The sequence below is a fragment of the Nocardiopsis sp. NPDC006198 genome (assembly GCF_040613895.1).
GTDB lineage: Bacteria > Actinomycetota > Actinomycetes > Streptosporangiales > Streptosporangiaceae > Nocardiopsis > Nocardiopsis tropica.
Genome location: NZ_JBEXSY010000049.1, coordinates 24,515 through 46,233, shown reverse-complemented (window position 1 = coordinate 46,233; position 21,719 = coordinate 24,515). Strand labels below are relative to the sequence as shown.

Genomic DNA, 21,719 nt, shown 5'->3' with positions numbered 1-21,719 from the left:
GCGAAGCGTCCCCGCCGGGGTGTGGCGGGGGTTCGGGTTGTACGGGTGTCCCGGTCGGCGCGGAGCCGCACGGTCGGTGCGGTCGGGGGGCGCGGCGGCCGTTGGGGGTCGTGCACGTGTGCGGGGATCCGGCCTCCGGAGGCGGAGGCGGCGGCCGGACGGCCCCACGGGCTCCCATGGGGCGTTCTCCCGGTGGCGGCCGGCCCGCGCGGTGCGGGCGGCGGCCCCGGACGGGCCGCGGGCCCGACCGGCCGGTGAGGGCCGGTCGGGCCCCGGTCCCCTCCCCCTGTCAGGGGGCGGGGCGGGCTACTGCCAGGAGGCCTCGAAGAACTTCTCCTGGGTCAGCGGGCTGACCTGGGGAGGGTTGACGTTCTCGGCGAAGGCGATGGACGGCGGGGAGCTGGAGAGGGGCAGACCGGGCAGGATCTCCATGATCTGCTCGTTCAGGTCCTGGTAGGCGGCGACGCGCTCCTCGTTGTCCGGGTTGCTGCTGGCCTCGGCCATGGCGTCGAACAGCTCGGGCTCGTCCATGCCCCAGGCGTCGTTCTGGGTCGAGAACCAGGTGCCGATGAAGTTGTAGGCGTCGTTGTAGTCGCCGGTCCAGCCGAGCAGGTACATCGAGCAGTTCCCGCTGTCGGTCTGCGGGACGTACTCGGTCCACTCGAAGGACTTGGCCTCGACCGTGACGCCGACCTCCTCCAGGTCCGAGACGATGACGTCGAAGATGTCGCGCGGCGCGGGCATGTAGGGGCGGGTGACCTCCGTGGGGTAGCAGAAGTCGACCTCCAGGTCCTCCTGTCCCGCGTCGGCGAGCATCTCCCTGGCCAGGTCCGGGTCGTAGTCGTAGGTCTGGACGTCGGGGGACCAGCCGTCGAGGGTGTCGGGGTGGAACTGGGTCGCCACCTCGCCGCCCTCGGGGAGGATGGTGTCGACGATGCGCTGGCGGTTGACCGCGTGCGAGAGCGCCTGCCGGACCTCCAGGTCGGCGAGGGCCTCGTTGGTCTCCTGCTGGTAGGCCAGGTAGAGGACGTTGAACACGTCCCGGGTGGGCACCTGGAATCCGGCCTCCTCCAGGGGCTCCACGTCGGCGGGGGCGACGAGGTCGTAGCCGTGGATGTCCCCGGCCTCCAGCGCTTGGCGGCGGGCGGTCTCGTCCGGGATGGCCCGCAGGATCATGGTCTCGAAGCCGGCCTCCGTGCCCCAGTAGTCGCCGAAGCGGGAGAGGGTGACCTCGGCCTGGTCGCGGTTCCACTCCTCCACGGTGAACGGGCCGGTGCCGGCGACGGTGCCCACGTTCTGGGTGTAGTCGGGCAGCGAGTAGTTGCCCTCCTCCCCGGTGATCTCCTCGTCGGCGATGGCCTCCAGCGTGGTGGGGCTCATGATGCCGAACGCGGCGAGGCTGAACCCGCCGGGGAAGATCGAGGAGTACTCCGAGATCGTGATGACCGCGGTCAGGTCGTCCTCGGCCTCACAGGAGACGTAGCGGGACTCGGGGGTGTCCTCGCTCTCGTTCTCCGCGAAACCGCCGAAGACCGTCTGCCAGTAGTACGAGTTGTTGGAACTCTGCCAGGCGCCGGTCAGATTGTGCCACCGGTCGAAGTTGGCGCACACCGCCTCGGCGGTCAATTCGTCGCCGTCGTGGAACTGCACGTTGTCGCGGAGGTTGAAGGTCCAGACGGTTCCGTCTTCCGACTGTTCCCAGGTCTCGGCGAGTCCGCCGACGATCTCGCTCCCACCTGATTCGTGGTCGAGAAGGGTTTCGAAGACCTGGCGGCTGTAACGGAAGGTTTCCCCGTCACTGGTGAGGAAGGGGTCGAGGGTCCTGATGTCGCCTGCGGAGGCGAAGACGAACGGGGCGGATTCGTCTGTGCCGCCGCCCTCGCGCGTGCTCTCCGCGCACGCTGTCGCCACCAGCGTGAGCGCCGCCGCGGTGGCCACGAGGGCCAGCGGCTTTCGGGAAGACTTCGTGAACATGGTCCACCTCAATGTGGGGCGGGGGTATGAGGCCCGAGATCGATTGAGTGGACCCTAGACCGGGGGGAGACCGGCAGGGAAGGTAGACGGCTGGGTATTAATACAACCGTTTCAGATCTGTGCCGTGATCCATAGGCGCGTTTTGGCGTGCGCGCTGTCCAACGGACACCCATTACCACGGGAGGCCGCCGTGACGACACCCGTCCCGCTTTCCCCGGGACTCCCGTGGAATTGCGGAACGCATTAACCGATCATCGGATGAATTAACGTATGCGACACGAAGTCCGCCTCGGGACGTTGGTCCCCGATACTCGGACGCCCCCTCGGCAGCCCTATGATCTCCGGATGACCACACCCCTTGACGACGCGGCCCTGACCGCGTTCCTCGAAGGCCAGGAGACCGCCTGGCTCGCCGAGCAGCTCATGCTGATCGCCGACGAGGACCCCATCACCAGGATCCGGCTGACCGGGGCCGCCGGCTCCGAGAGCGCCGTGGACGACGCCCGCGCGGCCGTCCTCTCCGCGGTCGCCGACCACCGCCCGGATGAGGCCGCCGAGGACTCCGACGACGACGCCCTGCACCGGGTGCTCGACCTGCTCGACGACCTCGCCGACTACGGTTTCGAGGACGAGACCTCCGACATCGCCGACGAGGCGCGCGAGATCTACCTGACCCGCCACGGGGAGGACGACAGCGAGCACCTGGCGCGCCTGCACTCCCTCGCGGACGCCGAGGACGAGGAGTAGGAGGCCCCGGAGCGGGGCGGGGGCCCGTGCGCCCCGGCCCCGCTCCCCCTGCCCCGCGGGCGGGTCCTCCCGCCCGTCAGGCGTCCGCCGCCCGCATGCACTCGCCGACGTACTCCAGCGCCTGCTCCGTGAGGGTGTCGACGTCGCTCCGCACGTCGAACTCGCGGCCGGGCTCGTCCGGGCCCAGCCTCTCCAGGGTGGCCAGCTGCGACTCCAGCAGGGCGGGCGGCATGAAGTGGTCGGCCCTGGCCGCCATCCGCTCCAGGATCACCTCGGCGGGCCCCTGCATGTGCAGGAAGCACACCCCGGGCGCCCCTTCGCGCAGGACGTCGCGGTACTCGCACCTGAGCGCCGAACACGCCATCACCGTCGACTCCCCGAGGGCGTCGTGCGCCGAGATCCACGCCGCCAGGTCGCGCAGCCAGGGCCACCGGTCGTCGTCCGTCAGGGGGACGCCGGCCGCCATCTTCTCGATGTTGGCCCTGGGGTGGAAGGCGTCCGCCTCGGCGAACGGCAGACCGAGGCGCTTCGCCACGTACTCGGCGACGGTGGTCTTGCCGCTTCCGGCGACGCCCATGAAGACAAAGTGCATGGTCTCTCCGTGTCCTGGTGCTCCTGCGGGGACGCAAGCGCCACCACTAATAGTGATATCAATCAATCCGGCTAGGCTTCAGGCTGGAACCCGGCCGGTTGTGGCCGGACCGGACGAGCGCGGAGCACAGGGAGCACGATGGGCACCGACCACCGCACGCTGCACAACCGGGTGCTGGCGGTCCTCGGGCCCGCGATCGCCGCGGACGAGTACGCGACCGGCCACACGTTCACGCTCCAGGGGCTCGAGCAGGACTTCGGGGTCTCCCGGACCGTGGCGCGCGAGGCCGTACGCGTCCTGGAGTCGATGCGCCTCGTGGTCAGCCGCCCGCGCACCGGGATCCGGGTGCGGCCCCGGCGCGACTGGAGCGTCTTCGACCCCCAGCTGATCCGCTGGCGCCTGGCCGGTCCGGGCCGTATGGAGCAGCTGCGCTCGCTCAACGAGCTGCGCGCCGCCGTCGAGCCCGGGGCCGCCGCGCTCGCCGCCGCGCGGGGCGGCGAGGAGGAGCGGGCCCAGCTGGTGGTGGTGGCCGACCAGATGGTCCTCACCGGTCGGGCCGGGGACCTCGCGACCTTCCTCGAGCTCGACATCACCTTCCACCGCCGCATCCTGGAGCTCTCCGAGAACGAGATGCTCGTCGGGCTGGCGCAGGTGGTGGCCGAGGTCCTCGTCGGCCGGACCTCCTACGACCTGATGCCGCGCAACCCGCGCCCGGAGGCGCTGCGGCTGCACAAGACCGTCGCCCAGGCCATCCGGGACGGCCTCCCCGACGTGGCCGAGGCCGCGATGCGGTCCATCGTCACCGAGGTCTCGGACGCCCTGGAACACGACCCGAAGGCGTACCCGGCCCCCTGAGGGGCGGGCGGGCTGGAGCCCGCCCGCCCGCGCGTCACAGCACCAGGCTGAGCCCGAAGGCGAGACCGAACCCGATGAAGCCGATGAGGGTCTCCATGACGGTCCAGGTCTTGAGCGTGGTCTTGACGTCCATGCCGAGGAAGCGCCCGACCAGCCAGAAGCCGGAGTCGTTGACGTGCGACAGGGCCGTGGCGCCCGAGGCGATCGCGATGACGATCAGCGCCAGGTCGATGGAGGTCAGCCCCGGCGCCGCCTGCACGGCCGGGGCGATGAGCCCCGCGGCGGTGGTGATGGCGACGGTCGCCGACCCCTGCGCGACGCGGAGGGCGAGGGCGATGACGAAGGCGGCGACGATCACCGGCAGCCCCGTGGCCTCCAGCGAGCCGGCCAGCGCGTCGCCGATGCCGCTGGTGCGCAGCACCATGCCGAACATGCCGCCGGCGCCGGTGATGAGGATGATGGCGCAGACGGGGCCGAGCGCCCCTCCGACGATCTCCTCGACCCTCTGACGGGTGAAGCGGCCCCGGCGGAGCACCGTCATGGCGACGAGCACGGTGATGAGCAGGGCGATCGGGGTCTGGCCGATCAGCTGGAAGGCCTGCACCCACAGGGCGTCCGCGGCAACGGTACCGGTGGCGGCGAAGGCGGAGACGCCGGTGTTGGCGAAGATCAGCACCATCGGCAGCAGGAGGATGCCCAGGACAGTGGCCAGGTGCGGCGGGTCGTCGTGCTTGACGGTGCCGTCGGACATGACGTCGTCGGGGACCGGGATCTCGAAGCGCTTGCCCGCCCAGAGCCCGTACAGGTAGCTGGAGAGGTACCAGGTCGGGATCGCCAGGAGGAGGCCGACCAGCAGGGTCAGGCCCATGTCCGCGCCGACCTCCACGGCGGCGGTCACCGGGCCGGGGTGCGGGGGCACGAAGGCGTGCATGACCGCGAAGGCGCCCGCGGTGGGCAGGGTGTAGGTCAGGACCGACCCGCCGACGCGCCGGGCCACGCTGAAGACGATCGGCAGCATGACGATGAGGCCGACGTCGAAGAACAGCGGGAAGCCGAACAGCAGCGAGGACACACCGAGGGCGAGCGGGGCGCGCTTCTCCCCGAAGAGCCTGATGAGCGCCCCCGCCAGCACCGCGGCGCCGCCGGTGATCTCCAGCAGGCGCCCGATCATGACGCCGAGGCCGACCAGGAGGGCGACGTTGGCGAGCGTGCCGCCGAAGCCGTCCAGGAGGGTCGGCATGACCCCGGAGACCGGGATGCCGGCGGCGAGGGCGGTCAGGACGCTGACCAGGACGAGCGCGATGAACGCGTGCATCCTGAAGCGGATGATGAGGAACAGCAGGAGCGCGATGGCGCCCGCCGCGATCCCGAGGAGCGGACCCGTCCCGTAGACGGGCTCGAAGTTCTCCACGACGGAGCCTTCCAGTGGACTGATGGGGTGGCACACGACCGCAGCATGAAACGGCCTTGACCTGCGCTTGAAACAGGTCTCGGCAATGGTAATACCATTTGTGAGCTTCTGTGAACCACCCGTGCGGTTCTGTTACTCCCACGAGACACACGTCACCCCGCCCACGGTCCCTCCCCGCCCGCCCGGGTGGGAGCACACCCCCTCCCGGAAGCCCCGCCGCACGGCGAACCCTTGCCAAACTCCCCCCGCCCGGGTAGGAGTTCCTGGCCGGGACGCCCCCGATTCGCCCGGACAAACCGCCATCCCCCATCCCTACCGGGACGAACCTCCCCGAAGGTCCGGTGACATGCCCGCATTGCGGGCCGCCCGAAAACGGTGGCCGCACAGACGGGGACGGCGGCGCCCCACCCCGGGACCCCACCCCGGCCAGGCACCCGATTGCATTGACAGCATCCTGTCGAAATGACAGCATGTTGTCATGAGTGCAGAGAACAGGAAGACCGTTCACCTCGCCGTCTACGACGACCTCGCCGACTGGGAGATCGGCCACGCGGTGGCCACCATCCGCGGTGGCGAGTGGCAGCACGACCCGGGCCGCTACGACGTGGTCACCGTCGGCCTCAGCGGCGCGCCCGTCACGACCATGGGCGGGATCACGGTCCTCCCCGACCTCGCGCTGCCCCAGCTGGTGCCCTCCGCCAGCTCCATGCTGATCCTGCCCGGCGCCTCGGGCTGGGACGCCGACCCGGAGGCGCTCGCGCCCTTCGCGTCCGCCGCGGGGATCTTCCTCGACGCCGGGGTGCCGGTCGCCGCCATCTGCGGCGCCACCGCAGGGCTCGCCCGCGAGGGCCTGCTCGACTACCGCGACCACACCAGCGCCGCGCCCGAGTACCTTCTCGGCACCGGATACGCGGGCACCGGCCGCTACCGCTCCGAGCTCACCGTCTCCGACGGCGGCCTCATCACGGCCGGTCCCACCGCGCCCCTCGAGTTCGCCCGCGCGATCTTCGCCGCCCTCCACCTCTTCACGCCCCGCGTCCTCGACGCCTGGTACAGGCTGCACGCCCGGCACGACCCCGACGCCTACCACGTCCTGCTGGAGGGGTCCTGAGCATGGCGTCGACCGCCGACAGACACTCCGAGCTGTTCACCGGCACGGCGCTCACCGTCTTCCGCCTCAACGGGCAGCTCCTCTCGGTGGCGGAGGAACTGGCCCGCTCGGCCGGTCTGACCGCGGCCCGCTGGCAGGTGCTCGGCGCCGTGACCGACGAGCCCCTGCCGGTGTCGGCGGTGGCCCGCAGGTTCGGCACCACCCGGCAGAGCGTCCAGCGCATCGCCGACCTGCTGGTGGAGAGGAGGCTGGCCGAGTACCGCCCCAACCCGGCGCACAGCCGGGCCAAGCTGCTCGCGCCCACCGAGGAGGGCCTGGAGGCCCTGCGGCGGATCGACCCGGACCACGGCAGGGTCGCCGACGCCCTGGTCGCCGAACTGGGGGAGGACGGCGCCGAGCGCGCCCTGGAGTCCCTGCACCGGCTCTCCCGGGCCCTGGACCGGCTCGGGGAGGGGTGAGGGCGGGGCAGTATCGTCCCTTCCACGGCCCGTCCGGCGCGCTCCGCCGGGCCGACCCGCCGTCCGTGCCCCGGGTGCCGCGCGCCCGGGGCACGCCTCCGTCCCCGCGGACCGGGGGCGCCGCACCCAGCCGAAGGAAGCCGCCATGATCGACCTGCGCTCCGACACCCTCACCCGCCCCACCCCCGCCATGCGCCGGGCCATCGCCGAGGCGGAGGTCGGCGACGACGTGTGGGGGGAGGACCCGACCGTCCGAGCCCTGGAGGAGGAGACCGCGGACCTGCTCGGCAAGGAGGCCGCGCTGTACGTGCCCTCGGGGCACATGGCCAACCAGCTGGGCCTGTACGTGTCCACCCGCAGCGGCGACGAGGTCTGGGCGCACGAGCACCACCACCTCATCGGCGACGAGCAGGGCGCCACCGCGGTGCTGGCCCGCGCCCTCCCCCGGCTGTACTCCGACGGGATCTTCCCCACCGACGAACTGCTGGAGTCGTGGATCGCCGGCCGCGGCGACGTCCACCGGGCCGAGCCCGCCCTGGTGTGGCTGGAGAACACGTTCACCGGGCGGGTGGTCCCGCTCGCCGAGCAGGCGCGGGTGACGGGGTTCGCGCACCGGCACGGGCTGCGCGCCCACCTGGACGGCGCCCGGCTGTGGAACGCGGCCGCCTTCCTCGGCACGGCCCCCTCCTCGGTCGCCGACGGGTTCGACACCGTCTCCGTGTGCTTCTCCAAGGGGCTGGGCGCCCCGGTGGGATCGGCCCTGGCCGGCGACGCCGACACGGTGGCGCGCGCCCGGCGCGGGCGCAAGCTGCTCGGCGCGGGGATGCGCCAGGCGGGCGTCATCGCCGCCGGGGCGCTGTACGCGCTGCGCCACCACAGGGAGCGGATGGCCGAGGACCACGAGCGGGCCGCCGTCCTGGCCGCGCGGATCACCGAGCTGTCCGGGCTGCCCGCCCTGGCGCAGACCAACATGGTGCTGGTGCGGACCCCGGCCGGGGAGGCCCGCCGGTACGCCGAGGCCTTCTCGCGCCACGGTGTCACGGGGCTGGGCAACGGCGCGTCGATCCGCCTCGTGGTGCACCTGGAGATCACCGACCGCGACGTCGAGGACGCGGCCCGGAGGATCGCCGAGGCCGTCGAGGAGCTGTGACCTCACCCGCGGCCCAGGTCGGGGCGGGACGGGCGGCTACACTGGCCCGATCCCGCATGCCGCCGGACGACCGTTCCCCTGCCGGGCATCACATCGCGTAGTAGCATTTCGCGTATGACATTGTCGTACTAGAGAGTGGTAGCACCTCAATGCCGGGAAGAATCCAGTCGATCGAACGCGCGGCGGCCATCCTCCGGATCCTGGCCACCGGCGCCCGGGGGCTGAGCCTGGCGGAGATCTCCCGGTCACTGGAGCTGCCCAAGGGCACCGCCCTCGGGATCCTGCGCACCCTCCAGCACGTGGGGTTCGTCGAGCAGGACCCCGAGTCCGGCCGCTACCGCCTGGGCGGGGGCATGCTCAGCCTTGGCACCCGCTACCTGGACGGCAACGAGCTGCGCACCCGGGCCCTGAACTGGGCCGACAGCCTGGCCTCCCGCAGCGGTGAGAGCGTGCGCATCGGCACCCTGCACAAGCACCAGGTGCTGGTGGTGCACCACGTGTTCCGCCCGGACTCCTCGCGCCAGACGCTCGACGTGGGCACCCTGCTCCCCCTGCACGCCACCGCCATCGGCCGGGTGCTGATGGCCTTCGACCCCCTGGCCGTGCCCGAGGAGGACGCGGACGCCGTCGAGGCGGGCGGGGCGGTGACCCTGCCGTCGTTCACCCGGCACACCGTCACCTCCCCCGCCGTCCTGGAGCGGCGGCTGGACGAGGTCCGCGAGAACGGCTGGGCCTGGGAGGTCGAGGAACTCGTCGACGGAGAGGTGTCGATCGCCGCGCCCATCCGCGACCGGCGCGGCACCACGGTCGGCGCCATAGGCGTCCGCGGCGCCGTCGAGCGCCTGCGCGGCGAGGAGGGCCGGCCCGACATGGAGCAGGTCTCGTACGTGCGCGACGCCGCGAGGGCCATCTCGCGGGACCTGGGCGTCACCCCGTACTGAGCGCGTCCCGCCGCGCCCCGGCCCGGCCGCCCCGCGCCGGTTCCGCGCGGTGGCTTCCGTGAGCCGCCCCTTCCCTGGCACCGTTGCCCGGCAGGCTGCGTGACCCACGCGACACGATTGCGTCACACGGCCTTGACATGGGAAGGAAGAACGGATGAAACTAACGCCTACCCATGCGTCAATGTCGTACAACGTGCGGGGATAACCCGTGTGCGTGTGTGTCCGGCCCCCATCCCGAGCCCTCCACCTTGAAGGCGAGCAACCGATGAGTCAGCAGTACGTCGCCGCGATCGACCAGGGCACCACGTCGAGCCGCTGCATCCTCTTCGACCGGGACGGACGCATCGTCTCCGTCGACCAACGCGAGCACAGGCAGATCTTCCCCCAACCGGGGTGGGTCGAGCACGACGCCGAGGAGATCTGGACCAACGTCGAGGTGGTCGTCCAGGAGGCCCTGGAGAAGAGCGACATCACGCCCGACCAGGTCGCCGCCGTCGGCATCACCAACCAGCGCGAGACCACCGTGGTGTGGGACCGTGAGACCGGCAAGCCCGTCCACAACGCCATCGTCTGGCAGGACACCCGCACCGACGACCTGATCCGCGCACTGGCCGCGGACGGCGGCCAGGACCGGTTCCGCGAGCGGTCCGGCCTTCCGCTGGCCACCTACTTCTCCGGCCCCAAGCTGCGCTGGCTGCTCGACAACGTGGACGGGCTCCGCGAACGGGCCGAACGGGGCGAGGTCCTGTTCGGCACCATGGACACCTGGATCATCTGGAACCTGACCGGCCGCCACGTCACCGACGTGACCAACGCGAGCCGCACCATGCTCATGAACCTGGCCACCCTGGAGTGGGACCCCGAGATCCTCGACGCACTGGGCATCCCGGCGGCCGTGCTGCCGGAGATCCGCTCGTCCTCGGAGGTCTACGGCGAGGCCCGCGGCTACCTGGAGGGCACCCCCGTCGCGTCCGCTCTCGGCGACCAGCACGCCGCCCTGTTCGGCCAGACCTGCTTCGACCCGGGCGACGTGAAGGGCACCTACGGCACCGGCACGTTCCTGGTCATGAACACCGGCACCGAGCCGGTGACCTCACAGAACGGCCTGCTCACCACGCTCGGCTACAAGCTCGGCGACGAACCGGCCGTGTACGCCCTGGAGGGCTCGATCGCGGTCACGGGGTCGCTGGTGCAGTGGCTGCGCGACAACCTCGGCCTGATCTCGACCGCTCCGGAGATCGAGACGCTGGCCCGCACCGTGGACGACAACGGCGGCTGCTACATCGTGCCGGCGTTCTCCGGCCTGTTCGCCCCGCACTGGCGCAGCGACGCCCGGGGCGTGATGGCGGGCCTGACCGGGTACGTCACCAAGGGCCACATCGCGCGCGCCGTCCTGGAGGCCACCGCGTGGCAGACCCGCGAGGTCGTCGACGCGATGAACGCCGACTCGCGGATCGACCTGACGACGCTCAAGGTGGACGGCGGCATGACCGCCGACAACCTGCTCATGCAGATCCTGTCCGACGTCCTGGACGCCGAGGTCGTACGGCCGATGGTCGCCGAGACCACCTGTCTCGGCGCCGCCTACGCCGCGGGGCTGGCGGTGGGCTACTGGCCCGACGTGGAGACGCTGCGCGCCAACTGGCACAAGGCGGCCGAGTGGAACCCGGAGATGGAGCCCGCCGTCCGCGAGCGCGAGTACCACAACTGGAACAAGGCCGTGCGACGCACCCTGGACTGGGTCGAGCACGAGGAAGCGTAGGCCGGGGCAGGGCCCCGACCGAACGACCGCCGCCCAGGGGCGCCACGGCTGCCACCTGCTCCCCTGGGAGGCGGTACAGGGGGCGCGACCGCGCCCCCGTCCCATCTCCATCCTGTGACGGGTGTGTCTGATTATGCCCGCGTCCGGCGTGCGGTCGCGCCCCGCGAGCACACCTGACCTCCCGTGACCCGGCTGCCCCTCACCGGGGCGGAGGTCCTCCATGGTGTACCTGGCAGAGTTCGTCGGAACGGCGATCCTCATCCTGCTCGGCGGCGGTGTCGTCGCCGGAGTCTCCCTCGCCCGATCGAAGGCCCTCAACGGGGGCTGGATCGTGGTCACGTTCGGCTGGGGCATGGCGGTCGCGATGGCCGTCTACGTCGTCGGTTCCACGAGCGGCGCGCACATCAACCCCGCGGTGACCCTCGGCCTGGCCAGCATCGGCGAGTTCGCCTGGGCCCAGGTGCCCGGCTACATGCTGGCCCAGCTGGGCGGCGCGTTCACCGGCGCCGTCCTGGTCTACCTGGCCTACTTCGCGCACTGGAAGGTGACCGACGACCCGGAGGCCAAGCTGGGCGTGTTCAGCACCTCCCCCGGCGTGCGCAACCCGGTCGCCAACCTCGTCACCGAGATCATCGGCACCGCGATGCTGCTCCTGGGCGTGCTCGGGATCGGCGCGAACTCGGGCTTCGTCTCCGAGGGGGACGTGGACCTGGGCGGCCTGTTCACCAACGGCATCGCGCCGCTGATGATCGGCCTGCTCGTGCTCGCGATCGGCCTGTCCCTGGGCGGGCCGACGGGCTACGCCATCAACCCCGCCCGCGACCTGGGTCCGCGCCTGGCGCACGCGCTGCTGCCGATCCCGGGCAAGGGCGGATCGGACTGGGGCTACTCCTGGATCCCGGTCGTCGGCCCGCTCGTGGGCGGTGTGATCGGCGCGTGGATCTGGAAGCTGACCGGGTTCGGGGTCTGACCGCCCCGGCCCGCGGTGGAACGGGGGCGCCCGGCGTTCGCGCCGGGCGCCCCCGTCCGCGTCCACCCGGCCGCCCCACCGCCCCGGAGGACGGGAGCCGGTGCTCGGCACGCGGGCCCGACCGCCTAGGCCCCGAGGTGGACCTCACGGAGGTAGTCGAGGGTCTCCCCCGGGCGGAGGGCGACCAGTCGGAGGTGGTTGAGGATGTTCTGGTAGCGCACCACCTCGTCGGGCTCCTCCAGGTAGATGCCGTCGGTGTCGGTCTCCAGGTAGACGACCATCGGGTCGATGGGCTCGGGGAACTCCATGATCACGAAGGGGCCGCCGGCGCCGGGGTTGAGCTTGGCCGCCAGGGTCATCTGGACGGTGACGTGGGGGCGCTCCGCCATCTCCACGATGTGCGCCACCTGGGCCCGCTTGGCGTCGGGGAAGTCCCGGAGCCTCAGCAGCGCCCCCTCGTCGAAGACCGCGTACAGCTCCGGCGGGTCCTCGTCGTCCAGGATGCGCTGGCGGGTCATCTTGGCGTCCGTCACCCTGCGGATGTCCTGGGGGTTGGCCATCCCGGCCAGGGCCGTCACCCGCATGTACTCGGGCACCTGGAGAAGGCCCGGCACGACGATCGGCTGCCAGGTGGTGATGGAGCTCGCCTCGGTCTCGAAGCCGACGTAGCGCGCGGCGAGGACGTCCCGGTAGCGGCTCCACCAGCCCCGTTCGAGGGCCTGGCGGCACAGGTTGAGGATCTCGTCGTACTCCTGGCCGGGCCCGACCCCGAAGGCGTCCAGGACGGCTCGGACCTCGCTGAGTCTGGGGCGCTTCTTCACGCCGGACTCGATGTTGGAGTAGGTGGACTTGGACAGGCCCGAGGCGGCGGCGGCCTCTTCGCTGGTCTTCCTCGCGGCCAGCCGCAGCCGCCGGAGTTCGGCGGAGAGGCGGCGGCGCCGGATCGTGGGTGAGTACCTGGTCGCCATGATGCCCCAATCGTAGGACTCGGGATGTCCCTCCGGTGGGGCAATCCGGGGATCCCGGGGCCCGAAACCGCGCCCGGCCCCGGAATCCCGCACCGGGCCCCGCGGGCCCGGTCCCGGAGCCCCGCCCGCCGGCATCACACCCGTCCGGGCCAGGGCGCGACCGCGGTCCGGCGGGGCGCGCACGCGAACGGTCGCAAAGTATTCGACAATGCCGCACATCGATCACGAAGCGGGTTCACGCAGTCGTCTCTGGTCACACCGGCAGTACGACGCCCCCGTCAGGACCGGTGCGGGGCCGACGACACCCCGGACGGATGACCTCAGATCGTGCCGCCGTTCGGCATTGTCGTATTATGCAGGCGACACACGTCTGAAGGGTCTGAGCCCGTTCAGGCGCTTGCGGAGTCCCCGCCATCCCTCCGAACGGACGGAGCACCAGCCCATGACCACCAGCGCCCGCCAGAACGACACCTCCTCCGCCCGCTCCCGCACCCGGGACGAACTCTCCCGGGGAACCTTCGACCTCCTCGTCGTCGGCGGCGGCATCCTCGGCACGTCCGCCGCGTGGACCGCCACCCAGGCCGGGCTCCGGGTGGCCATGGTCGACTCCGGCGACTTCGCCGGGGCCACCTCCAGCGCCTCCTCCAAACTGGTGCACGGCGGACTGCGCTACCTCCAGACCGGCAACGTGCGCCTGGTCGCGGAGAACCACCGGGAGCGCCGCTCCCTCGCCTCCGACGTGGCCCCGCACCTGGTCAACCACATGCCGTTCCTGGTCCCCGTCTACTCGGGCGGGCCCCACGGCGCCGCGAAGATGGGCGCCGGGGTCTTCCTGTACTCGGCCCTGTCCGCGTTCGGCGACGGGATGGGCCGCCTGCTCTCCCCCGCCCAGGCCAAGCGCCTCGCGCCCGGACTGCGCACCGAGGGCCTGCGCTCGGTGGCCGCCTACAGCGACCACCAGATGAACGACAGCCGCATGGCCGTCATGACCGTGCGCGCCGCCGCCGACGCCGGCGCGGTGGTGCTCAACCACGCCGAGGTGGTGGGCCTGCGCACCACACGGGGCAGGGTCACCGGCGCCGACCTGCGCGACCGCGTCGGGGGCCACGAGTTCGGGATCGACGCCCGCCTGGTCCTCAACGCCACCGGGCCGTGGGTGGACGGCCTGCGGCGGATGGAGGACCCGGCGGCCGGGCCCAGCGTGCGCCTGTCCAAGGGCGCCCACCTGGTCCTGCGCACGCCCGAGCCGTGGCGCGCGGCGCTGACCATCCCCGTGGACCGGTACCGGGTCTCGTTCGCCATCCCGTGGGAGGGGAGGCTGCTGCTCGGCACCACCGACGAGGAGTACACCGGCGACCCGGCCGAGGTGGGGGTGGTCCCCTCCGACGTCGAGCAGATCCTGGGCGAGGCCGCGGTGGGCATCGACGCCCCCTACCTGGACGCCTCCCAGGTGACGTACTCCTTCGCCGGCCTGCGGGTGCTGCCGGGAGGCCCCGGCGGCACCAGTGCGGCCAAGAGGGAGACCGTGGTGAGCCAGGGGCGCGGCGGGATGCTGTCGGTGGCGGGCGGCAAGTGGACGACGTACCGGCACATCGGCCGCACCGTCCTGGAGGAGCTGCGCAAGGTCTCGGCGGTGCCCCTGGGCGAGGACATGGTCGACCCGCTGCGCACCGTGCCGCTCCCCGGGCTGGCCAGCCCGGACGCGGTGACCCAGCGGCTCATCATCGACCGCGAGCCGGGCGCCCGCCTCGACCCGCTGGTCGCACGCCACCTGGCGTCGCACTACGGAAGCCTGGCGATGGACATCGCGGTCCTGGTCCGGGACCTCCCGGAACTGGGCGAGCGCATCCACCCCGACGGGCCCGACATCTGGGCGCAGGTGGTCTTCGCGCGGGACCGCGAGTGGGCTGTGACCGTCGACGACGTGCTGCGCCGACGCACCACGGTGACCGTGCGCGGCCTGGACACCCCGGAGGTGCGCGAGCGCACGGAGGCGCTGCTCGCGGACTGACCCGCCTCGCGACGCCCCGTCGGCCGCCGTCCCCTCACGGGGGCGGCGGCCGGTCCCGTGAGGGGGCACGGGACGGCCGTCCCGACCGGGCCCCGGACACGCGAACGCCCCGGAAGGCGGTGCCTTCCGGGGCGTCCTACGACGTTCTACGTCTTAGAGCGCGACGACGTTCTCGGCCTGCGGGCCGCGGGTGCCGGCGACGATCTCGAACTCCACGCGCTGGTTCTCCTCCAGGTTGCGGAAGCCGCTACCCTGGATGGCGCTGTAGTGAACGAAGGCGTCGGGGCCACCGTCGTCGGGGGAGATGAAGCCGAAGCCCTTCTCGCCGTTGAACCACTTCACAGTTCCCTGAGCCATGTTCTCTCCTTCAGCTCGGTGTACACGAACGCATACTCACGTCCGAGAATTGCCGCGAGCCGACTCCAAGAGAAACCGCCCGCCGGTCACAAACTCCGCGGGCAAGACACCAACTGCGAAATTCAACGACTAACAATCTTCACCGAACTTACCACAGCCCGGCCGGCTCGCGAAGGTTTTCGGTGTGGCAACTCGCACGGCCCCATCAGGAATACCGGCGGGCGGGGAGGGAACCGCGCGCGGCGGACCCCGTGGTCACGGGCGCGTCACGGCCTGTTCGCGAACCCGTCACCGCGATGTCGTTCCCGCACTTCAGCGCGGAGGGGCTTCCGGGCGCTCCCCGCACCGGCCCGCCGCCGCCCCTCGGCGCGGAGCCCCTCCGTGCGGCCTTCCGGAAGGCACAGCACGCGCCCGGGGACCCCCGGAGAACGCCCCGGGGGGAGACGATGCGGGGGTCTGCGCGCGCCGACGACTTCGCGGTCGCGCACGTATGGGCGCGTATGTGCGCGTAGGAGAACGATCCCCACTGGTTTCGTAGGTGAATTCCGTTTTCGGCCGACGGAGTCGGCGACGGCGGCCGAAGAACCCCGCGGCTCCGGTGGGAGCGGCGCGCGTGCCCGACCGCCCCCACCACGTGCGCCGCCCCGGCCACGCACGGTCCGGGGCGGCGTGGCGGCGCGCACGGGCTACCCCTGGTCGATCCCGACGAAGTGCCCCTCCTCCACCTCGAGCAGCGGAGCGGACTCCTCGTCCGCCGCCACCGGGAGGACGACGTCCTCCGGCGGGTTCGCCGCCAGCTCCGCGTCGACCTCCGCCCAGGTGCGGTGCAGCTGCGGCACGCACGAGAGGAGGTGGCGGCTGTAGGGGTGGAGGGGGTTCTCGAACACCCTGAGCGTGGGACCCATCTCCGCGACGGCGCCCTTGCGCAGGATCACCGACTTGTCGCTGACGTAGTTGCCGAGCGACAGGTCGTGGGTCACGAACAGGATGCCGAGCCCGCGCTCCTTGAGGTCGCTGAGCAGGTTGAGCACGTCGATGCGCGTGGACGCGTCCAGCATGCTGATGATCTCGTCGGCCACCAGCAGCTTGATGTCCAGGAGCAGCGCCCGCGCGATCAGCACCCGCTGCAACTGGCCGCCGCTGAGCTGGTGGGGGTACTTGCCCAGGACGTTGCCCGGGTCCAGCCGGACCGTGGCCAGCGCGGCCAGGACCCGGTCCCGCCAGTCCGCGTCCGAGACCCCCGGGAAGTAGGAGGTCCGGATCATCTCGAAGACGCGGTCGGCCTTGAAGATCGGGTTGAAGCAGCTGAACGGGTCCTGGAAGACCCCCTGCACCCTGCGGTAGTACTCCTTGCGCGCGGCGTGGCCCCGGATGGTGGTGATGTCGGTGCCGTCGAACGTGATCGTGCCGCCGGTCGGCCTGCTCAGGCCGAGCACCATCTTGCCGAGGGTGCTCTTGCCGCTGCCGCTCTCACCGATGAGCGAGACGACCTCGCCGGGCTCCACCGTCAGGCTGACGTCGCGCACCGCGCGCAGGCGGCCGCCGCCGAACGCGCCGACCCGGTACACCTTGTGCACATGGCTGAGTTCCAGCACGGTCTACCTCACCCCGTCTTCCAGCAGGCGGCCCAGTGGCCGGGTTCGATCTCCAGCAGCGGCGGCTGTTCGGAGCACTTGGAGAAGGCCATCGGGCAGCGGTCCTTGAACCGGCAGCCGGTCGGCGGGTTCAGCAGGCCGGGCGGCGTCCCGGGGATGCCCTCCAGGCGCCCCTGCTCCATGGTCGAGCCGACCTCGGGGAGAGCCGAGATGAGCATCTGGGTGTAGGGGTGGCGCGGCGCGTTGATGATGGTCTTCGCGGGGGCCTTCTCCGCGATGCGGCCCGCGTACATCACCATGATCGTGTCGGCCATCTGGTACACGAGCGAGATGTCGTGGGTCACGAACACCATGCTCTTGACGTACTCGCGGTCGCGGAACTCCACGAGCGACTCGGCGACCGACCGCTGCGTGGACACGTCCAGCGCGGAGGTGACCTCGTCGGCGATGAGCAGCGACGGGTTGAGCAGCGTGGCCATCACCATGACGACGCGCTGCTTCATGCCGCCCGACAGCTCGATCGGGAACCGGTTCAGCACGTCCGCGTCGAGTCCGACGAGCTCCAGGCGCCGGGTGAGCTCCTGGGAGATGTCGGCCGGACGGACGCCGCGCGAGCGCAGCAGCTCGTTGATCATCCGCCCGATCTTGCGGGTGGGGTTGAGCGCGCTCATCGCGTACTGCGGGATGAGCGAGATCTCGTGGTAGCGGAGGGGCACCATCGCGTCGTCGTCCGCGATCGGCACGTCCTTGCCGTCCAGGTCGATGGTGCCGCCGACGTGGCGCATCCGCGAGTCCAGCCGGATCAGGCTCTTGCCGAGGGTGGTCTTGCCGCAGCCGGACTCCCCCGCCAGGCCCATGATCTCGCCGTCGGCGAGGTCGAACGTGACTCCGTCGAGGGCGTGGACGTCCCCGCGCAGGGTCTGGTAGTAGACCTTCAGGTCGTTGACGCGCAGGGTCATTACAGCTCCCGCAGCTTGGGGTTGAAGACTTCGTCCAACCCGACGTTGAGGATGTACAGCGAGCTCACGATCACCGTGATGCCGAGGCCCGGCGGAACGAACCACCACCACATCCCGAACTGCAGGGCGCTCCACGCGACGGCGCTCTCCAGCATCAGGCCGAGGGACACCCCGTCCGAGGGGCCGAGCCCGATGAAGTCGAGGCCCGCGGCGATGAGGATGGCGCCGCCGAACAGCAGGATGAAGGACATCACCAGGTAGGAGCTCATGTTCGGGGCGATCTCGGTGGTGATGATCTTCCCCGTGCGCCGGCCGCTGAGGCGGGCCAGGTCCACGTAGTCGCGGGTGGCCAGCGAGAGCGCCTGCGAGCGGACCGCGCGCGCGGCCCACGGCCAGGAGGTGAGGCCGATGAAGAGGCCCTGCACGAACACGCCTCGCGCGTCCAGGTAGGCGATCGCGACGATCAGCACGACCATCGCGGGCAGGACCAGGACCACGTTCGTGAGCATGTTGAGGATCTCGTCGACGATCCCGCCCTTGTAGCCGGCGATGAAGCCGACCGCCGTGCCGATGACGAACGCGACGCCGCCGCCGAACACGCCGATGAGGAACGTGGTGCGGACCCCGAACACGAACTGCGCCCAGATGTCCTGGCCGAAGGAGGTGGTGCCCAGCCAGAACTCGCCGCTGGGGGGCTGGCTCTGGGGGCCGACGTACTCGTTGGGCCCGTGGTCGACGAAGAGGGGGCCGATGAGGCCGAGCAGGAGGAACGCGAGGACGATGCCCAGGCCGATGAGCAGCTTGGGGTTGCGGCGGGCGTAGTGCAGTGTCTCGGAGCCCTTGCGCGGAGCCGCGGGTTCGGCTGCGGACTGGGCTCCGGGCGCCCCGGCGACGTTGGTCATGACGAGCCTCCCGTCATCTGGACCCGGGTGCGCGGGTCAACCAGGACGTACACGATGTCGATGATGAAGTTGGCGATCAGCACCCCGACGACCACGAACAGGAAGATCCCCTGGAGCAGGAAGAAGTCCCGGCTGTTCAGCGACTGGATGATGAGGGTGCCGAGGCCGGGGTAGTTGAACACGATCTCGGTGAGCAGCGATCCGGCGATGATCGTGCCCAGCTGCACCGCGAGCCCGGTGATCTGGGGCAGCATCGCGTTGCGGAAGGCGTACTTGCGGACCAGCCTGCGCGGCGCGCCGAGGGCCTGGAGGTAGTTCGAGTAGTCCGCCTCCAGCTCGTAGATGATCATGTTCCGCATGCCGATCGCCCAGCCGCCCAGCGCCACGACGAACATGGACAGGAACGGCAGGAACCAGTGGCTGATCAGGTCGGAGATGAACAGCCAGGTGAACTCGGGCCGGAGGGAGAAGCTGTACCCGCCCGAGACGGGGAAGACCCCGGCGACGACGCCCAGGCTCCAGGCGAGCAGCAGGGCCAGCCACATGTAGGGCGTGGCGGTCAGGACGTACCCGAGCGGCAGGATGGTGTTGTCGAGGATCTTGCTCCGGGCGGCGAAGGCCCCGAAGCGGTTGCCGACGATCCAGCTGAGCAGGATCGCGGGGAGCAGCACGGCCAGGGTGTAGGGCACCGAGCGCATGATGACGTCGGTGACGGGTTCGGGGTAGAGCATCACGCTGACGCCCAGGTCGCCCCGGAACAGCCCGCCCCAGAAGCTGAAGTACTGCTGGTACAGCGGCGTGTCGAGGCCGAAGACCTCGTTGTAGTAGGTGGTCATGCGCTCGAGCGCCTCGGGGTTGCCGACCGAGGCTCGCGCGAGCATGCTGCGGACGGGGTCGCCCGGCATGAAGCGCGGGATCATCCAGTTGATGGTGACCGCGATGACGAACGTAAGCAGGTAGACGAAGAGCTTACGGCCGATGTAGCGCCACACACGTTCCTCCAGGTGATGGCGGCGGACAGGCGAGGGTCCCCGGAGGGGCACGGCGGCGGACCCGGGAAGGGGGAGGGGTCCGCCCCGTGCCCCTCGGGGGCTCCCCGGCCGGGCGCGTACGCCGTGCTCCGGCCGGGGTGGGAGGGGTCGACGGGTACGCGGAGGAGAGTGTCCGCGTGACCCCTAGCCGACCGGTTCGATCTCCGCGAGGGTGTAGATGGCGCCCATCTCGAGCCAGCCGTTCCAGAGCGTCGCGGCGCTCTGCGGAGCGCCCTCCTGCTCGCTGGGCCAGTTGGTCCAGGTCTCGTTCGTGGCCTGCGACCAGAGGCCGTTGTACCAGAGCGGGATGGCCGGGAGCTCGGCCAGCTGGATCTCCTGGATCTGCGAGGTGATCGCGGCCGCGCCCTCCACGTCGTCGGCGGGGACGGCGGCCAGCTGCTCGACGAGCTGCCACACCTCCTCGTTCTCGTAACGGCCGAAGTTGACGGTGGTCTGCTGCTCGTTGACGGGCAGCTGGAAGAGGTAGTCGTAGTAGGTCCACGGCGTGTTGCTCATCTGGCGCTCGTTGTTGATCACCAGATCGAAGTTGCCGGAGTTCCGGTTCTCGACCAGCAGGTCCTCTTCGGGGAACTGGGCCTCGATGTTGATGCCGACCGCCTGGGCCTGCTGGGCGATCAGGCGGGCCGCCTCCATCCAGTCGGTCCAGCCGGAGGGGACCTCCAGGGTGAGGGCGATGGGCTCGCCGTCGGGCGTCTCGACGTAGCCGTCGCCGTCCTCGTCCATGTAGCCGGCGTCCTCGAGGATCGCGACGGCCTCATCGGCGTCGAAGCTGAAGCCCTCCTGCTCGACCAGCTCCTGGTCGATGTACTCGTCCCACTCGGGCAGCAGGCCCGTCGGGCTGGCCGCCTGGACCAGGTCCGTGTAGGGGCCGGAGATGATCTGCTCCATGTCGATGGAGTGGGCCAGCGCCTGGCGGAAGGCCGTGTCGTCGAGCGGCGCGCGCGTGACGTTGGGGACCAGCCACGCGGTGTTCGCGCTCTTCATGTACGGCGGACCGTCGTAGAAGCTGGTGACGTTGGGGTTGCTGTTGAGGACCTGGTCGATCCCCGGGAGGAAGTTGTTCGAGAGGTCGATGTCCCCCTGGTTGATCATGTTCATCGTCACCTCGTTGGAGGCGTTGACGATGTCCACGATGTAGCGGGGCTGCATCTCCAGGTCGAGCGCCTCGGTGCCCCACCACTCGTCGTTGCGCTCCCAGACCATCCGGTCGTCGGTGTGCGACTCGTAGACGTAGGGGCCTGTGGCGACGATGTCCTCGTTGGCGCTGTCCGTGAGCGCCGTCTCCTCCATGTCGCCCCAGATGTGGGCGGGGAGGACGGGGTTGAGGTAGACCCAGTTCATCCACTCCTGGGGGCGGTTCTCCGAGAAGGTGACGGTCACCGTGCGCTCGTCGGTGGCCTCGGCGCTCTCGATGAAGTTCCAGATGTTGCTGTAGGAGACGGAGCCGAACTGGCCCAGCTCCAGGGTCGCGACGACGTCCTCGGCGACCAGGGGCTCGCCGTCCGACCAGGTGATCCCCTCGCGGAGGGTGATCTCGTGGACGTTCTCCGCGGTCCACTCGTCGCTCTCCGCGAGCCAGGGGACGTACTCGCCCTCGTTGGGGTCGTACAGGAAGAGCGTCTCGTAGGCCAGGCCGATCGTGCCGGGCGCGTACTGGCCCTTCATGAGCGGGTTCCAGCTGACCGGCGGACCCCATGCCGTACCCGTGGTGTACAGCGTCTCGCTCCGGGGGTACTCCCCGGAACCCTCCTCGTTCCCGCCGCCACCCGAGCACGCAGTGGCCGTGATGGCCAGTGCCGCGAGTGCCGCCGGAATCCGCAGACTTCTCATCCGGACTCCTCCTTGTCACCCGGTCGGCCTGTGGGGGGGCGCCCCTCCGGGAACCGGAGGGTTGGGAGCGCTCC

Annotated in this window: 19 protein-coding genes; 9 read left to right on the top strand and 10 right to left on the bottom strand. The window is 70.9% G+C overall.

Translation table 11 applies throughout. From position 1 onward, the window contains the following. Positions 1 to 306: 306 nt before the first annotated feature. The gene (locus ABZ234_RS25665) at positions 307 to 1,974 is read right to left on the bottom strand and encodes an ABC transporter substrate-binding protein (RefSeq protein WP_267948401.1); all 1,668 of its coding nucleotides are present in this window, start codon (positions 1,972 to 1,974) and stop codon (positions 307 to 309) included. Between the two features lie 345 nt (positions 1,975 to 2,319). Between ABZ234_RS25665 and ABZ234_RS25660 the strand changes: the two genes are divergently transcribed. Further along, on the top strand, positions 2,320 to 2,721 hold the full coding sequence (locus ABZ234_RS25660) for a hypothetical protein (protein ID WP_267948400.1): 402 nt from the start codon (positions 2,320 to 2,322) through the stop codon (positions 2,719 to 2,721). A gap of 76 nt (positions 2,722 to 2,797) precedes the next feature. Here the strand turns inward: ABZ234_RS25660 and ABZ234_RS25655 are convergent, their stop codons facing one another. Next, on the bottom strand, positions 2,798 to 3,313 hold the full coding sequence (locus tag ABZ234_RS25655; protein ID WP_355013736.1) for a gluconokinase: 516 nt from the start codon (positions 3,311 to 3,313) through the stop codon (positions 2,798 to 2,800). A gap of 138 nt (positions 3,314 to 3,451) precedes the next feature. On the opposite strand from ABZ234_RS25655, the gene ABZ234_RS25650 reads away from it, so the two are divergent. After that, complete coding sequence (locus ABZ234_RS25650; protein ID WP_267948398.1) at positions 3,452 to 4,168, top strand: FCD domain-containing protein; 717 nt, start codon at positions 3,452 to 3,454, stop codon at positions 4,166 to 4,168. Positions 4,169 to 4,202: 34 nt separating this feature from the next. On the opposite strand, the gene ABZ234_RS25645 is transcribed toward ABZ234_RS25650, so the two are convergent. Further along, entirely contained in the window at positions 4,203 to 5,579 is a 1,377-nt protein-coding gene (locus tag ABZ234_RS25645) for a GntP family permease (RefSeq protein ID WP_267948397.1), read from the bottom strand. A 478-nt stretch (positions 5,580 to 6,057) separates the two neighbouring features. On the opposite strand from ABZ234_RS25645, the gene ABZ234_RS25640 reads away from it, so the two are divergent. The 6 genes from ABZ234_RS25640 (at position 6,058) to ABZ234_RS25615 (ending at position 11,971) form a co-directional block, all read left to right on the top strand. Beyond that, positions 6,058 to 6,690, top strand: coding sequence for a DJ-1/PfpI family protein (locus tag ABZ234_RS25640; protein WP_267948396.1), 633 nt, complete (start codon positions 6,058 to 6,060; stop codon positions 6,688 to 6,690). A gap of 2 nt (positions 6,691 to 6,692) precedes the next feature. Further along, the gene (locus ABZ234_RS25635) at positions 6,693 to 7,148 is read left to right on the top strand and encodes a MarR family transcriptional regulator (RefSeq protein WP_267948395.1); all 456 of its coding nucleotides are present in this window, start codon (positions 6,693 to 6,695) and stop codon (positions 7,146 to 7,148) included. A 145-nt stretch (positions 7,149 to 7,293) separates the two neighbouring features. Further along, positions 7,294 to 8,298: a GntG family PLP-dependent aldolase gene (locus ABZ234_RS25630; protein WP_355013735.1), complete on the top strand. Its 1,005-nt coding sequence runs from the start codon at positions 7,294 to 7,296 to the stop codon at positions 8,296 to 8,298. A 149-nt stretch (positions 8,299 to 8,447) separates the two neighbouring features. Then, positions 8,448 to 9,239 carry an IclR family transcriptional regulator gene (locus ABZ234_RS25625; protein ID WP_330157426.1) on the top strand — a complete coding sequence of 264 codons (792 nt, stop codon included), beginning with the start codon at positions 8,448 to 8,450 and terminating at the stop codon, positions 9,237 to 9,239. Positions 9,240 to 9,504: 265 nt separating this feature from the next. Continuing rightward, positions 9,505 to 11,001: a glycerol kinase GlpK gene (gene glpK / locus ABZ234_RS25620; RefSeq protein WP_344179714.1), complete on the top strand. Its 1,497-nt coding sequence runs from the start codon at positions 9,505 to 9,507 to the stop codon at positions 10,999 to 11,001. Positions 11,002 to 11,221: 220 nt separating this feature from the next. Then, positions 11,222 to 11,971 carry an MIP/aquaporin family protein gene (locus ABZ234_RS25615; protein ID WP_267948391.1) on the top strand — a complete coding sequence of 250 codons (750 nt, stop codon included), beginning with the start codon at positions 11,222 to 11,224 and terminating at the stop codon, positions 11,969 to 11,971. Positions 11,972 to 12,096: 125 nt separating this feature from the next. Here ABZ234_RS25615 and ABZ234_RS25610 read toward each other — a convergent pair whose 3' ends face one another. Continuing rightward, positions 12,097 to 12,939 carry a helix-turn-helix transcriptional regulator gene (locus ABZ234_RS25610; RefSeq protein WP_267948390.1) on the bottom strand — a complete coding sequence of 281 codons (843 nt, stop codon included), beginning with the start codon at positions 12,937 to 12,939 and terminating at the stop codon, positions 12,097 to 12,099. Between the two features lie 442 nt (positions 12,940 to 13,381). On the opposite strand from ABZ234_RS25610, the gene ABZ234_RS25605 reads away from it, so the two are divergent. Further along, complete coding sequence (locus tag ABZ234_RS25605) at positions 13,382 to 14,950, top strand: glycerol-3-phosphate dehydrogenase/oxidase (RefSeq protein ID WP_267948389.1); 1,569 nt, start codon at positions 13,382 to 13,384, stop codon at positions 14,948 to 14,950. A gap of 153 nt (positions 14,951 to 15,103) precedes the next feature. Here the strand turns inward: ABZ234_RS25605 and ABZ234_RS25600 are convergent, their stop codons facing one another. The 6 genes from ABZ234_RS25600 to ABZ234_RS25575 all read right to left on the bottom strand — a co-directional run bounded on the left by ABZ234_RS25600 (position 15,104) and on the right by ABZ234_RS25575 (position 21,645). Further along, positions 15,104 to 15,307 carry a cold-shock protein gene (locus ABZ234_RS25600; protein ID WP_267948388.1) on the bottom strand — a complete coding sequence of 68 codons (204 nt, stop codon included), beginning with the start codon at positions 15,305 to 15,307 and terminating at the stop codon, positions 15,104 to 15,106. A gap of 686 nt (positions 15,308 to 15,993) precedes the next feature. After that, on the bottom strand, positions 15,994 to 16,902 hold the full coding sequence (locus ABZ234_RS25595) for an ABC transporter ATP-binding protein (RefSeq protein ID WP_267948387.1): 909 nt from the start codon (positions 16,900 to 16,902) through the stop codon (positions 15,994 to 15,996). A gap of 8 nt (positions 16,903 to 16,910) precedes the next feature. Then, positions 16,911 to 17,861 (bottom strand): ABC transporter ATP-binding protein, encoded by a 951-nt coding sequence (locus ABZ234_RS25590; protein WP_267948386.1) that lies wholly within the window; start codon positions 17,859 to 17,861, stop codon positions 16,911 to 16,913. Next, the gene (locus ABZ234_RS25585) at positions 17,861 to 18,763 is read right to left on the bottom strand and encodes an ABC transporter permease (protein ID WP_355013734.1); all 903 of its coding nucleotides are present in this window, start codon (positions 18,761 to 18,763) and stop codon (positions 17,861 to 17,863) included. Before ABZ234_RS25585 ends, ABZ234_RS25590 begins: the two co-directional genes overlap by 1 nt. After that, positions 18,760 to 19,755 (bottom strand): ABC transporter permease, encoded by a 996-nt coding sequence (locus ABZ234_RS25580; RefSeq protein WP_355013733.1) that lies wholly within the window; start codon positions 19,753 to 19,755, stop codon positions 18,760 to 18,762. The genes ABZ234_RS25585 and ABZ234_RS25580 overlap by 4 nt, the downstream gene beginning before the upstream one ends. A 183-nt stretch (positions 19,756 to 19,938) precedes the next feature. After that, complete coding sequence (locus ABZ234_RS25575) at positions 19,939 to 21,645, bottom strand: ABC transporter substrate-binding protein (RefSeq protein WP_355013732.1); 1,707 nt, start codon at positions 21,643 to 21,645, stop codon at positions 19,939 to 19,941. Positions 21,646 to 21,719: the final 74 nt, after the last annotated feature.